The organism is Streptomyces sp. NPDC001135 (genome assembly GCF_053598395.1).
On the sequence record NZ_JBSFKD010000005.1, the window covers coordinates 224,649 to 237,511 of the forward strand.

Below are 12,863 nucleotides of genomic sequence, written 5' to 3' on the forward strand. Positions count from 1 at the left end.
TGGTCCCCCCGTCCTTACCCGTGGGGGGATGACGGATAGTACGGCTCTCCGCTTCCCCGCGTTCAGCCCTCTCCCACTCTTTTCTCAGGTCAGGCCGGTTCCGGCGTAGCGGACCCGGTGGCACAGGGCGGGGATCTCGCCCGAGGCCAGCTTCGGCAGGACGTCCGGCAGTTCCTCGAAGGCGCTCTCCCCGGTGATGAGAGCGTCCAGTGCCGGGTCGGCGAGCAGGTCGAGGGCGAGGGCCATCCGGTCGGCGTAGCCGCGGCCGGGGCGGGCGGCCGGGGAGACGGTGCCGACCTGGCTGCTGCGCACGGTGAGCCGGCGGGAGTGGAAGGCCTCGCCGAGCGGCAGGGCGACGCGCCGGTCGCCGTACCAGCTCAGTTCCACGACCGTGCCCTCGGGGGCGAGGAGTTGCAGGGCACGGGTGAGGCCGGCCTCGGTGGCACTGGCGTGCACGACGAGGTCGCAGTCGCCGAGGGCACCCTCGGGCGTGGCGAAGTCGACGCCGAGCGCCTCGGCGGTCTCGGCGCGGGCCGGGTCGGCGTCGACGAGTTGCAGCCGTACGCCGGGGAAGCGGGCAAGCAGCGCGGTCACCGCGCAGCCGACCATGCCGCCGCCGACCACCGCGATCCGGTCGCCGATCAGCGGCGCCGCGTCCCACAGGGCGTTCACGGCGGTCTCCACGGTCCCGGCGAGCACGGCCCGCGCGGCGGGCACCCGTTCTGGCACGACGGTCACGGCGCTGACCGGGACGACGTAGCGGCTCTGGTGCGGGTAGAGGCAGAAGACCGTACGGCCGACCAGTTCCGCCGGGCCCTCCTCCACCTCGCCGACGCTGAGGTAGCCGTACTTCACCGGTCCCGGGAAGTCGCCCTCCTGGAACGGCGCCCGCATCACGGCGTGCTGGCTGTGCGGGACCCCGCCGCGGAAGACGAGTGTCTCCGTGCCACGGCTCACCCCGGAGTACAGGGCGCGCACCAGGACCTCGTCCGCGGCGGGCTCCGCGAGGGTGACGTCGCGCAGCTCGCCGTGGCCGGGTGAGCGCAGCCAGAACGCGCGGGCCGAGCGGTTCATCGGCATCCTCCTGAACGATAGGGAAGTTGTTCACGTACCGAGAAGTGCACAGGCCGCGCACAGTACGCGGCGTTGATCGACTCTGTCACTCGGCCGGAGGGTGTGCGGTGGCCCTGAACAACACGTATGACGCGAGGCTCCAGCAGGAGACCGCTGTGGGAGCGGGCGTCCAGCTGCTGCTGCTCGCCCTGCTCGGTACGGCGATCGGCATGGGGCCGGCCGGCTGGCTGACGGGGCTGGCGTTCGCGTTCGCCACCTGGGCGGTGCTGGCCCGGGCGCTGCACCGCTCGCGGCTGCGTACCTTCGGCCCCGCGAACCGGGTCACGCTCGGCCGGGCGACCCTGGTGGGCGGGGTGACCGCGCTGGTCGCGGACTCCTTCGAGAGCGCGCCGCCGGTGACCCTGCTGGTCGGCCTGACCGCGGTCGCCCTGCTCCTGGACGGCGTCGACGGCAAGGTGGCCCGCCGCACCGGAACGTCGACCGCGCTCGGCGCGCGCTTCGACATGGAGGTCGACGCGTTCCTGATCCTGGTGCTGAGCGTGTACGTGTCCACGCAACTCGGCCCGTGGGTGCTGCTGATCGGCGCGATGCGGTACGCCTTCGTCGCCGCCGCCCGGCTGGCCCCCTGGCTGAACGCCCCGCTGCCGCCGTCCCTCGCCCGCAAGACCGTAGCCGCGGTCCAGGGGGTGTGCCTGCTCGTGGCCGGTGCCGGGCTGCTCCCCCATCTGGCGAACCTCGCGGTCGTCCTGCTCGCGCTGGGCTCGCTGGTGTGGTCCTTCGGCCGGGACGTGCGGTGGCTGTGGCGCACCTCCCGGACGCCCGTGGAGCCGGCGGCCGAGGTGAAGGTGCTGAAGCTGGCGGCGCGCTGAGGGGTGTGAGGAGAGTACGGGGCAGGGCCCGGACCGATTGCCGGTCCGGGCCCTGCCCCGTGCTTCCCCGACGGTGACGACCGTGCGGGTTACGGCCGTGCGGGTTACGGCCGTGCGTTCCGGCCGCGTACGAGCGCGAACGCGGCGGCCGCGAGGCCGAGGACGCCGACGGCCAGACCGGCGATGCCGAGCCCGCGGGCCGTGGAGTCGCTCGTGCCGGCCGCCTCGGCGGTGGCGGCGGCGGTCTTGGCAGGCGCCGGCGCGGCGGTCGCGTCACCGGCCGTCAGCTTCAGCACCGGGGCCGGGTTGTCGGGCTCCTGTCCGCCGGACGGCTCCTCGATCCACCGTGCGACCTTGCCGTCGGAGTAGGTCTGCAGGGTCTTGAACACCAGCCGGCCGGTGTCGTCGGGCAGTTGACCGAAGGCGACGTCGAAGTCCTCGTACTGCCCGGCGCCGATCTTCCCGCCGCTGAAGGTGATCTCGGAGGCGGCCTCGGTGATGGTGCCGTCGTCGGTCTTGACCGGCGTCTTGAGTTTGGTGGTGGTGACCTTGGCGGTCCAGCCGTCCTGCGGGTGGACGAGCACGCCGAGGACGGGGTGGTCGGTGGGCAGGAAGACCTGCACCTTGGTGGTGGAGGCGCTGTCCTCCTCGTTCGGGACGCGGAAGGTCAGTACGCCGTCCGTGGCTCCCTTGGCGTAGGTCTCGGGGTGGACGGTGACGTGCGCGCCGGCGGCACCGGCGGCGAGCAGGACCGTGGCGGCGGTGACGGCGGCGACGGTGCCGGCGCGGCGGGCGCGAAGACGTGAAGCGGACATGGGCATGGTGAATCGGTCTCCGTACGGGTGACGTGTGTCGTTCGGGGTCAGAGCGAGTACGGGACCGGGGCCGGGGGTCCGCGCCGGCTGACCGCGTGCCGCAGCAGGGCCGGGCGGGGAGATTCGGGGGCGGCCACCTCGCGCGGGGCGGCACCGGCGGGGGCGGGCAGCGGGGTTGTGCGCCACCAGGCGGACAGGCCGGGTACGAGTGTGGCGGCCCGGCCCAGCAGCGACCACAGCGCGGCCTCACCCCGCCGCAGCCACCAGGAGGCGGCGAGCGCGGCGAGGAGGTGGGCGGCGGTGGCGTGGCCGGTGAGGTGCGGGTGCGCCGCCACCGGGGCGTGCATGTGCATCGCGGCCATGGCGGGACCCGGCATGGCGGCCGTGCGCGCGGTGCCGGAGCCGGGGCGGGCGGCGTCGAAGCCGAGGTGCAGTCCGGCCTGGGTGAGCAGCATGGCCGCGCCGATGCCGGGCAGTGATCGCTCCCGGCCGCCGAGGATCCAGCCGAGGGCGGACACGGCGAGGAAACCGGCGGCGTCGGCCCACAGCGGCGGCAGGGCGCCCATGGCAAGGCCGTGCCCGGCGGCGGCGAGCAGCACGCACACCGCCGCGAACACCACGGCGCGCAGCCCTCTCACCGCCGGGGACGCGCTCATGGTGCTCATGGTGGGCGATCCTCCCATGGCTGGGTGATACGTGGGGCACGGGTGCTCCGTTCAGCGGCCGGGGGACACGAGGGGGCCTCATGGCCGTCGCCGGGTGCGGGCCCGTGCCGGGCCGGTCGTGCCGCCGCGCCGGGAGGCACGGCTGCCCGGCGCGGGGGCGCGGAACCCGTGCTCAGTCACCGGCCCGACGCCGTAGGGCGCCCGTCGCCGTCACGGCGAGCGCGCCCAGGGCGGCGAGGACCGTCCAGGGGGCACGCTCGGCGTAGGCCTCGTTCCCGGCGAGGAGGTGGCCCCATTCGGGGGACGACGGCTGGGCGCCGAGGCCGAGGGAGCCGAGCGAGGCCGGCCGCCATGAGCAGCAGCGGCAACGGACCGTCGTCCAGCCCGAGTTGCCGCGGACGGCGGCGAGTACCTCGGGGTCGGGGTCGCGGTCCTGGGCGCGGGCCTTGAGGACGGTGAGCGCGGGATAGGTGGGCGCGGGCCGGGGCAGCAGCCCTGTCCCGCACACGAGGGCCCCGGCGAGCGCGGCCCGTCACAGCATGCCGCGCATCGTTCAGCGCCGGGTGCCGGTGCCGACGAGGGTGCGCTCGTAGGGGTCGAGGAGCCCCCCTTGACGGAGGTGCCGACGCCGGTGAGGACACGTTGGTGGACCAGGGGCACGACGGTGTCGGTGCCGAGGATCTCCGCCTCGGCGCGCATCGCCGCGTCCTGCCGCCCGGCGGTGCCGGCGGTGCGTTCGGCCGCGGCCGCGGCCAGGTCGATGTCCTTGTCGCACAGCCGGCCCAGGTGGTGGCCGCCGTCGCAGCGCTCCCGCACCGCGCCGGACTCCGGGCCCCGCGCTCCCCCACACCGGGCGGGACCGCGGGGCCCGCACCACGCACCGCGTCGGTCCGTGGTGCGGCCCGCCGCGACCGCTACCGGACCGGCACCGGTCGCGGTGCCGGCGCGTAGCCGGCGGGCCGGGTCGTGAAAGTGCCCCGGCCCTGGGTGCGGCTGCGCAACCGGGTGGCGTAGCCGAACAGTTCGGCCAGCGGCACGGTCGCCGTCACCGCCGCCGCACCGCCGCTGGTGTGCGAGCCGCCGACCCTGCCGCGCCGGGCGGCCAGGTCACCGAGGACCGAGCCCACGGCGTCCTCCGGCACGGTCACCGTGACCTCGGCGACCGGTTCCAGCAGGGCGACCGTGCAGGCGCGCAGGGCCTCGCGGAGCCCGAACCGGCCGGCGCTGCGGAAGGCCGCGTCGGACGAGTCCTTCACATGGGTGGAGCCGTCGGTGAGGGTGACCCGCAGCCCGGTCACCGGGTGCCCGTCGAGCGGCCCCTCGGCGAGCGCGTCCCGGCAGCCGGCCTCCACCGCGCGCACGTACTCCTGCGGCACCCGCCCGCCGGTCACGGCCGAGCGGAACTCGAAACCGGTGACGCCGGGTTCGGGTCCGAGCGGTTCCACATCGAGCACGACATGGGCGAACTGCCCGGCCCCGCCGTCCTGTTTGACGTGCCGGTACACGAACCCGGTCACCCCTTCCAGGACCGTCTCGCGGTGGGCGACCCGCGGCCGGCCCACCCCGAGATCCGGGCCGCCGTCGCGGCGGATCTTCTCCACCGCGACCTCCAGATGGAGTTCCCCCATCCCGGACAGCACGGTCTGCCCGGTCTCGGCGTCGGTGCGCACCACCAGCGAGGGGTCCTCCTCGGCCAGCCGTGCCAGCGCCGCCACCAGCCGCCCGGTGTCCGTGGCGCGCCGGGCCTCGACCGCCACGGACACCACGGGTTCGGCGGCCACGGGCGGCTCGAGCAGCAGCGGTGCGCCGGGATCGCACAGGGTGGAGCCGGCCCGCGCCGCCTTCACGCCGGCGAGCGCGACGATGTCACCGGCGACCGCCCTCTCCAGCTGGACGTGCCGGTCGGCCATGACGCGCAGGATGCGCGCGACGCGTTCCGTGCGGCCGGTGCCCGGGTCCCACACGGTGTCTCCCTTCTCGATGGTGCCGGCGTAGACGCGCACGTACGCCAGCCGCCCGGTGGTGCTCGCGCTCACCTTGAACACGAGGCCCGCGAACGGCGCCCGGGGGTCGGCGGCCCGCCGCTGCTCGGCGCCCTCGTGGACACCGCGTACGGCGGGGACGTCCATCGGCGAGGGCAGATACGCCACGACCGCGTCCAGCAGCGGTTCGATGCCGCGGTTGCGGTAGGCGGAGCCGCACAGCACGACCACGCCGTCGCCCGTGCGGGTGAGGTCGCGCAGGGCGGCGGCGAGGGTGCCGGCGTCCAGCGTCTCCCGGTCGCAGAACTCCTCCAGGGCGGCCGGGTGCAGCTCCGCCACGGTCTCCTCCAGCGCCCGGCGCCGCCGTAGCGCCTCCTGTCGCAGCGGCTCGGGCACGGGGCCCGCCACGGCCGTGCCCGTACCGTCGGCCCAGACCAGCGAGCGCATCCGCACCAGGTCGACCACGCCGGTGAACGCGTCCTCGGCGCCGATGGGCACCTGGACGACGAGCGGCACGGGATGCAGCCGCCGCCGGATGGACTCGACGGCCCGGTCGAGATCGGCGCCCGCGCGGTCCATCTTGTTGACGAACGCGATCCTCGGCACGCCGTGCCGGTCGGCCTGCCGCCACACCGACTCGCTCTGCGGCTCGACCCCGGCGACGGCGTCGAACACGGCGACCGCCCCGTCGAGGACCCGGAGGGAACGCTCGACCTCGTCGGCGAAGTCGACGTGCCCGGGGGTGTCGATGAGGTTGACGCGGTGCCCGTCCCAGGCGCAGCTGACCGCGGCGGCGAAGATGGTGATGCCGCGGTCGCGTTCCTGCGGGTCGAAGTCGGTGACGGTGGTGCCGTCGTGCACCTCGCCCCGCTTGTGGGTGGTGCCCGTCGCATACAGGATCCGCTCGGTGACGGTGGTCTTGCCGGCGTCGACGTGGGCGAGGATGCCGAGATTGCGGACGGCGGCGAGGGTGGTGGGGTTCGTGCGCACGGCCCGGGGCCTTTCTGACGATCGGAGAAAGATCAGGGAAAAGGGCAGCGCGATTGCCCGTGCGTCCTTGTGGAGCGCCACCACCCGGACCGCCGGCGTCGGCCGGTTCGGCAGGGGGTCAGCGGGGCGTCACGGGCGTCCGGTGCCGGCCGCGCAGCGGGCACCGGCCGGACGAGGACACGAGGATCACCTCGTACCGGGAACGGGGAGCGAGGACAGCGGTGCGTGCGCGCACGGCCGGGCTCCCCTCTGTGTCGGTCGACAGGCGCCGCCGGAAGGTCGTCGCGGCGCTCGGTACGGCATGACAGTACGAGAGGGGCGCGGCCGGGGCACGCGATTTTCCGGCTACGCCGCCGGCCGGCGGTGTAGCCGGTACGTCACCCAGGGGCGGCGACGCAGGCGTGGGGCCGGTCCTGCTCCGCACGCAGCGGCGCCGGCGCGACCGCACACCGACCGGTGCCGTCCGCCCGCCGTCCCCCGGACGGCCGCGTACCGCTCCAGGAACGCGGCGCCCGGTCCGCGTCCGTCCCGGCTGCCGCTGTGGGCCGTCCCGGCTACTGCCGGGGGTCCGTCCGGCTGCTGCCCGGGGTCCGTCCGGCTGCTGCCGGGGGTCCGTCCCGGCTACCGCTGGGGGATGGTCAGTTCTCCGCCGCGGTAGAACCCTTCCCGCTCCTCGACGACGAAGGGAGCCATGGCGGCCCGCCGTTGCGCCTCGTGCTCGGAGGACCTCCAGGCGTCGCACGCCTCCCGGGAGTCCCAGAAGGACACCCCGGTGATCTCCTGTCCGTCCTCGGACCAGTAGGCGTAGGCACGGCGAAGGCCCTGCGGGGCGGGGGCCGGGCGCCACGCCTGTTCGAAGTCCTCCAGGGTGTCCGGCCGGATGCGGCGTGTGGTCACCCAGATGTAGTGCTCTTCCATCGCGGCCTCCTCCGCAGCGCCGGTCCGGTCGGCTCGCCGGGTTCTCTCCGCCCACCGTAGGCGCGGGCCGCCGCCCGCGCCTGCGCGGCGGGCCCGGCCTCGCCCATCCGTGTCATGACCCCTGTGACATGGGCGTTCGGTGTCGGGCACGGGCGTTCCCCCGCCCGGGCCGACGGTGGACGATGGAAGCAGGACACGTGCGGTCACAGGGCACGAGTCGTCGGCGGTGAGGACGATGCGGGGTTCGATCCGGCTCGGGAGTGTGCGAGGAGTGGTGCTGCGGGCCCACTGGAGCGTGCCGTTGATCATGCTGTTCTTCGCGTACGGCCTGGCGGCCCGCACCCTGCCCGGGTACGCGCCCGGCCTGGCACCCGTGGTGTACGCGGTGGCCGGCGTGGCCACCGCCGTGCTGTTGCTGGTCAGCCTGGTGGTGCATGAGGCGGCGCATGCGCTGACGGCTCGCCGAGCGGGGATCGGTGTGCGGGACGTGACGCTGTGGGCGCTCGGCGGATTCACCCGGATGGACCGGCCGCCGACCGCGGGGGCGGCCTTCGTGGTCGCGGTCAGCGGGCCGCTCGCCAGCCTGTTGCTCGGCGGGATCGGGCTCGGGGCGGCGGCCGCGGCTCAGGCGGCGCCGGGCGCGCGGATCGTTGTCGCCGTACTGGGCTGGCTCGGTGGCACGAACCTGGTGCTGGGCGTGTTCAATCTCCTGCCCGCCGCGCCCCTGGACGGAGGCCGGCTGCTGCAGGCCGCACTGTGGTGGCGTACCGGGGATCGCGAGCGGGCCCAGCGGGCGGCGGGGCGCAGCGGCCAGGCCGTCGGGATGGCACTGGCCGTCCTGGGGTGGCTCGTGTTCGCCCGGGGCCTGTCGGGTGGCTTGTGGCTGATCGTCGTCGGCGTCTTCGTCGCGGGCGTCGCCGCGACCGAACGCCGGTGGGCCGAGCTGGTCACGGCCCTGCGGGGCCTGCGGGTCGGGCAGGCGATGACCACACCGGTCGTCACCGGGCCGGACTGGCTGACCGTCGACCGCTTCCTCGCCGAGGTGGCGGCCCCGGCACGGCACTCGGCGCTGCCGCTGCTGGACTTCGAGGGCCGGCTCAGTGGCGTCGTACAGCTGAGCCGGCTGGCCGCCGTGCCGTCCGGGCAGCGTGCGTCGCTGCGGGCACGAGACGTGGCGACCCCGCTGTCCCGGTGCGCGCTCGCCGCGCCGGACGAGCTGCTGACCGCCGTCCTGGAGCGGCTCGGCACCGAGGGCAGCCTCCTGCCCGTGCTGGTCATGGACGACGGGCGACTGCTCGGGATCGTCACCGCGCACGACATCGACCGGTCCCGCCACACCGCCCCGCACGCACCGGACGAGCCGGACAGACCAGATGAGCCGGATAGATCGGACGGGCCGGACGGACACGCGCCGGCGTAAGGCACGGAGGCGACGGCTCGCGTGGTGGGTCAGGGGTGATGCCCGGGGCGTGCGAAAACGCGGCGAGGACACATCCACCTGCCAAACGGAAGGTCACTCAGTCGCGGGGGCGGAGGCTGGCTTCTTCGAGGTCGAGTTCGTGCTGGATCCGGCGCCGGGTGGCGTTGCTGATCTTGTTCGCTTCGTAGAGGCGCTGGAGCTCGGCCGCCTCGATGGCGATGAGTGTCCGGCGTACCTCGCGGTAGGCGTCGGCGGGGCGGGCGTCCGGGTCGCTGTGGTGCGCGTCCTCGACCTGGTGGATGCGCGCTTCCAGATGACGACGGGCCTGTTTCAGGGCGGCCTCGGCGGCGGTACCCAGATCGGCGAGCTGATCCAGATCACCCAGCAGTTTGAGCTCGTCGAGAGCGGCGTGGGCGATGTGCCGGCGGGTCCGGGCCTCCTCGCGGGCGGTGTGCTCCGGTTCCAGAGCGATGCCGGAGCGGCGGACGACGGAGGCCAGGGTGAAACCCTGGAAGACGAGAGTGAGCGCGACGGTCCCGGTGGTGAGGGTGAGAATGAGCGCCCGGTGCGGCAGCGGCGCCCCTGTGTGGGTGACCAGGGGGATGGAGAGCGCGGCTGCCAGAGGCATGACGCCTCGGGTGCCCGCCCAGGACAGGACGGCCGGAACCCGCCAGGAGAGGCGGTTGTCGCCCTCCCGGTGCCGGTGGTGGAGCAGGCCGGACAGCGGGAAGATCCACAGCAGGCGGATCGCCAGCAGGGTGAAGGCGATCACCGGCACCCACAGCGGCCAGCCGTGCTCGTCGCGCGCGAGATGACGGACGGCCCAGGGGAGCTCGAGTCCGATCAGGGCGAAGACGACACTCTCCAGCAGGAAGGTCACGGTCTCGTAGACGGCGTGTACCTGCAGGCGGACGGGGGCGTCGCCGAGCTTGTGGCCGGTGCTGCCGAGGACGACCCCGGACACGATGACGGCGGTCACGCCGGAAGTGTGCGACTGCTCCGCGATGACGTAGGAGGCGTAGGGAGTGACTAATGCGATGACGGTCTCCAGCATGGGGTCGTCGGTCCGCCTGCGGATCAGGGTCACCACCGCGGCGAGCGCCGCCCCGATGAGGGCTCCGCCGCCCGCAAGGATCAGGAACTGCAGGGCGGTGCCGGGCACGCTGATGGCGCTGCCGGACACCACGGTGGCCACGGCGACCTTGTACAGGACCAGTGAGGTCGCGTCGTTGAACAGGCTTTCCGCCTGCACCATGGCCTGCACGCGCGGTGGGAGGGACAGGCGCCGGCCGAGCGCGGTCACGGCCACGGGGTCGGTGCTGGCCAGGACGGAGCCGAGGATGAACGCGGTCGCGGCGGTGAGCGGCGTGATCGCATGGGCCACGTACCCGACGGCGAGGGCCGAGGCGAGGACCAGACCGAAGACCAGGCCGGTCACGGGCCGCCATACGGTGCGCAGGTCACGGACGGAGATTTCCCCGGCCGAGGCGTAGAGCAGCGGCGGCAGCACCAGCACGTTGATCACATGGGGCGGCAGGCGGACCTCGGGAACCCAGGGCATCAGCCCCACGACCAGGCCCGCGACCACGAGGAGCGAGGGGGCGGGCAGGCTCCACCGCCGGGCACCGGTCGCCACGGCGGTGGCCAGGACCACCAGCAGCAGGACGACGATCACGCCGGTCATGGAGCGTCCCCGGTGGGTTACGGCTTGCGCCCCCCTCTGGCCAGGTGCTTTACCAACGTAACCGACGTACGGCGGTGACGCAGCCGACGGGGACCAACGGCCGTCCGGTGTCCGGCGCCTTGTCCGGGCCCGGAGGTGCTGCCGGCGGACCCGGCCGGCGGTCCGCTGCAGTAGCAGGCCGGCGCGGTCGAAGCGAGTCAGGCTGCCACTGCACCTGCCGACAGATGGGGGCAAACCTATCGGAACCGGTCAAACGTCGCTGCGGCGCACGACGATCAGGGCGGCGAGCAGTGTGAGGATGGGCCAGAACACGAGCGCGGTCTTGGGGTGGTAGCAGGCGGCCCGCGAGCAGCGCGCGGAGGAAGACGTTCTCGTCCCGTGTGGTCGTGTCCCACGAAAGGCTCTCGTGGTCCACCGGTATCTGGCCGGTGACGTCCACCCGGACCGGGGCCGAAGAGCTGGTAGGCCTGGGCGTGTGGCTGGGGCAGGGTGGGCGAGGTGCCCATCCATCGGGTCTGGTCGAGGCCAAGCGGCCGCAGGATGCGGTCTTCGATCTCCTGGTGGGCGGGGTGTTCATGCATGTGTACGCGCGGTCGGGGTGGGCGGCCGGCTGCCGCCCCCGACGCAGGGAGCACGATCGCCGGGGGCGGCAGCGGCAACAAGGTCAGCGGACAGCTGGCCCGGCGGGCTGGCACTGGACTCGCAGGGGGGATCTACATCGCCGACCACGGCAGAACCCCCCGTCCTCGGGCCCGCTCGCCAAGGAGCTCGTCGAAGCTCTGCCCTGACCTCGCTTACGTCGAGTTCAGCGGAACCGCTCCCCCATCCGCTCGGCAGCCTTTTCGGCGATCATGATCGTGGGTGCGTTGGTGTTTCCACTGATGACGGTCGGCATGACTGAGGCGTCGACGACACGGAGTCCCTCGACTCCGTAGACCTCCAGATCCGAATTGACGACGGAGTCGGGGGCGGTTCCCATGGCGCAGGTGCCCACCGGGTGATACGCCGTGGCACTCCATCTGCGGACGTGCTCTTCGAGAGCCGCGTCGTCCAGACCGTCCAGGTCGTCACTGGCCGGCAGGTACGACCGCCCCAGGTATTCGGCGAACGGTGCGCGGTGGGCGATGCCCATGACCGCTCTGAGTCCGGCGACCATGACCGACGCATCCGCGGGCACGTCGAAGTACCGGGGATCGATCAACGGCGGGGCCTGCGGATCAGGCGACGCGAGACGGACGGTGCCGCGAGTCTGCGGGTGCAGGGGGACGCAGTTCATCGTGAACACCGGCCGGTCAGGTTCTTCCTCACCGCTGAGAATGAGTGCCGTGGCCCCTCCCACCAGCTGGACGTCAGGACGGCTTTGGCCGTCCGTGACGTTGAGGAACGCGCCGACCTCTCCGTAGTTGGAGGCGAAGGGCCCGTCGCCGTGTGTGCGCCACCGCTCGAGGTTGTCCGGGGTGAGCAGGTCCCGGACGATATCAGTGGAGTTCCGGGTCTCCCACACGAGGGGAGCCATCAAGTGGTCCTGCAGGTTACGCCCGACGCCGGGCAGGGGGACTCGGACGTCTATCCCCACATCGTGCAGCTCGTCGGGATCGCCTATGCCCGACAGGAGCAGCAGCTGGGGCGAGTTGATGGATCCGCCGCAGAGCAGAATCTCCCTGTCGGCGTGGGCCGTCCGCTCCTGTCCGTCCTGGAGATAGGTGATGCCGGCCGCGCGTGATCCGTTGAGGGTGATCTTTGTTGCCAGGGCGCTGGTGCGTACCGTGAGATTGGGTCGGCCGAGTGCCGGGCGCAGATAGGCGTCGGCCGTTGACCACCGTCGCCCGTGATGGCATGTCACCTGGTACAGGCCGGCGCCGACAGGAGATGCACCCGCGAAGTCGTCGTTGCGGTCCAGTCCCCATTCCACGGCGGCTTCCAGCCAGGACTGTGAGAGTTCGTGGGTGTAGACGCGGTCCTCGACGTGCAGGGGTCCGTCCGAACCGTGGTAGGGCTCGCCGAGGCGGCGGTTGTACTCGGACTTCATGAAATAGGGCAGGACGTCGTCGTAGCCCCAGCCCTTGGCTCCGTGCTCGTCACGCCAGCTGTCGTAGTCGTGCCGGTTGCCACGGGTGTAGATCATGACGTTGGTGGATGATGAGCCGCCCAGTGTCCTGCCCCGGGGCCAGGAGAAGGTGCGTCCCGGCTGGGGCTGCTCGAGCGTCCGGTAGCTCCAGTCGGTATGCGATCCGAAGAGCATTCCCAGTGCGGCTGGGATGTGGATGAGTTCGTCGGTGTCAGGGCCGCCCGCTTCGAGGAGCAGCACGCGGACGCGGTCGTCGCGGCTCAGGCGGTCTGCGAGTACGCATCCGGCGCTGCCGGCGCCCACGATGACGTAGTCGAATCCTTCGGTTCCGGTGGAAGTCATGCTGGTTCCCTCGCCCGGCGAGCGGCCGTCGCCCGG

9 protein-coding genes and 2 pseudogenes are annotated in these 12,863 nt (G+C 73.2%); 2 read left to right on the forward strand and 9 right to left on the reverse strand.

What is annotated here, in order from left to right; genetic code table 11:
* Positions 1 to 84: 84 nt before the first annotated feature.
* Positions 85 to 1,074 carry a dehydrogenase gene (locus ACWC94_RS09575; RefSeq protein WP_450795912.1) on the reverse strand — a complete coding sequence of 330 codons (990 nt, stop codon included), beginning with the start codon at positions 1,072 to 1,074 and terminating at the stop codon, positions 85 to 87.
* A gap of 107 nt (positions 1,075 to 1,181) precedes the next feature.
* On the opposite strand from ACWC94_RS09575, the gene ACWC94_RS09580 reads away from it, so the two are divergent.
* A complete protein-coding gene (locus tag ACWC94_RS09580) occupies positions 1,182 to 1,943 on the forward strand; it encodes a CDP-alcohol phosphatidyltransferase family protein (protein ID WP_450795913.1) in 762 nt (253 codons plus the stop codon).
* A gap of 104 nt (positions 1,944 to 2,047) precedes the next feature.
* Here the strand turns inward: ACWC94_RS09580 and ACWC94_RS09585 are convergent, their stop codons facing one another.
* The 6 genes and pseudogenes from ACWC94_RS09585 to ACWC94_RS09610 form a co-directional block, all read right to left on the reverse strand.
* Positions 2,048 to 2,758, reverse strand: coding sequence for a YcnI family protein (locus ACWC94_RS09585; protein WP_450795915.1), 711 nt, complete (start codon positions 2,756 to 2,758; stop codon positions 2,048 to 2,050).
* Between the two features lie 47 nt (positions 2,759 to 2,805).
* The gene (locus ACWC94_RS09590; RefSeq protein WP_450795917.1) at positions 2,806 to 3,423 is read right to left on the reverse strand and encodes a hypothetical protein; all 618 of its coding nucleotides are present in this window, start codon (positions 3,421 to 3,423) and stop codon (positions 2,806 to 2,808) included.
* Between the two features lie 172 nt (positions 3,424 to 3,595).
* Positions 3,596 to 3,766: pseudogene (locus ACWC94_RS09595) on the reverse strand (ABC transporter permease subunit); the annotation flags it as partial.
* Positions 3,767 to 3,976: 210 nt separating this feature from the next.
* Positions 3,977 to 4,227: pseudogene (locus ACWC94_RS09600) on the reverse strand (ABC transporter substrate-binding protein); the annotation flags it as partial.
* Positions 4,228 to 4,337: 110 nt separating this feature from the next.
* A complete protein-coding gene (gene fusA, locus ACWC94_RS09605) occupies positions 4,338 to 6,395 on the reverse strand; it encodes an elongation factor G (protein ID WP_450795918.1) in 2,058 nt (685 codons plus the stop codon).
* A 621-nt stretch (positions 6,396 to 7,016) separates the two neighbouring features.
* On the reverse strand, positions 7,017 to 7,313 hold the full coding sequence (locus ACWC94_RS09610; RefSeq protein ID WP_450795919.1) for an antibiotic biosynthesis monooxygenase: 297 nt from the start codon (positions 7,311 to 7,313) through the stop codon (positions 7,017 to 7,019).
* Positions 7,314 to 7,548: 235 nt separating this feature from the next.
* Here ACWC94_RS09610 and ACWC94_RS09615 point away from each other — a divergent pair, with 235 nt between their 5' ends.
* Positions 7,549 to 8,733, forward strand: coding sequence for a site-2 protease family protein (locus tag ACWC94_RS09615; RefSeq protein ID WP_450795920.1), 1,185 nt, complete (start codon positions 7,549 to 7,551; stop codon positions 8,731 to 8,733).
* Between the two features lie 97 nt (positions 8,734 to 8,830).
* On the opposite strand, the gene ACWC94_RS09620 is transcribed toward ACWC94_RS09615, so the two are convergent.
* On the reverse strand, positions 8,831 to 10,417 hold the full coding sequence (locus ACWC94_RS09620) for a Na+/H+ antiporter (protein WP_450795921.1): 1,587 nt from the start codon (positions 10,415 to 10,417) through the stop codon (positions 8,831 to 8,833).
* A gap of 805 nt (positions 10,418 to 11,222) precedes the next feature.
* Positions 11,223 to 12,827: a GMC family oxidoreductase gene (locus tag ACWC94_RS09625; protein ID WP_450795922.1), complete on the reverse strand. Its 1,605-nt coding sequence runs from the start codon at positions 12,825 to 12,827 to the stop codon at positions 11,223 to 11,225.
* Positions 12,828 to 12,863 lie beyond the last annotated feature (36 nt).

Bases quoted from the DNA above. Each gene is read 5' to 3' on its own strand.
- ACWC94_RS09615 (WP_450795920.1), top strand. From the start codon at position 7,549: ATGCGGGGTTCGATCCGGCTCGGGAGTGTGCGAGGAGTGGTGCTGCGG.
- ACWC94_RS09585 (WP_450795915.1), bottom strand. From the start codon at position 2,758: ATGTCCGCTTCACGTCTTCGCGCCCGCCGCGCCGGCACCGTCGCCGCC.
- ACWC94_RS09575 (WP_450795912.1), bottom strand. From the start codon at position 1,074: ATGAACCGCTCGGCCCGCGCGTTCTGGCTGCGCTCACCCGGCCACGGC.
- ACWC94_RS09590 (WP_450795917.1), bottom strand. From the start codon at position 3,423: ATGAGCACCATGAGCGCGTCCCCGGCGGTGAGAGGGCTGCGCGCCGTG.
- ACWC94_RS09620 (WP_450795921.1), bottom strand. From the start codon at position 10,417: ATGACCGGCGTGATCGTCGTCCTGCTGCTGGTGGTCCTGGCCACCGCC.
- ACWC94_RS09610 (WP_450795919.1), bottom strand. From the start codon at position 7,313: ATGGAAGAGCACTACATCTGGGTGACCACACGCCGCATCCGGCCGGAC.
- ACWC94_RS09625 (WP_450795922.1), bottom strand. From the start codon at position 12,827: ATGACTTCCACCGGAACCGAAGGATTCGACTACGTCATCGTGGGCGCC.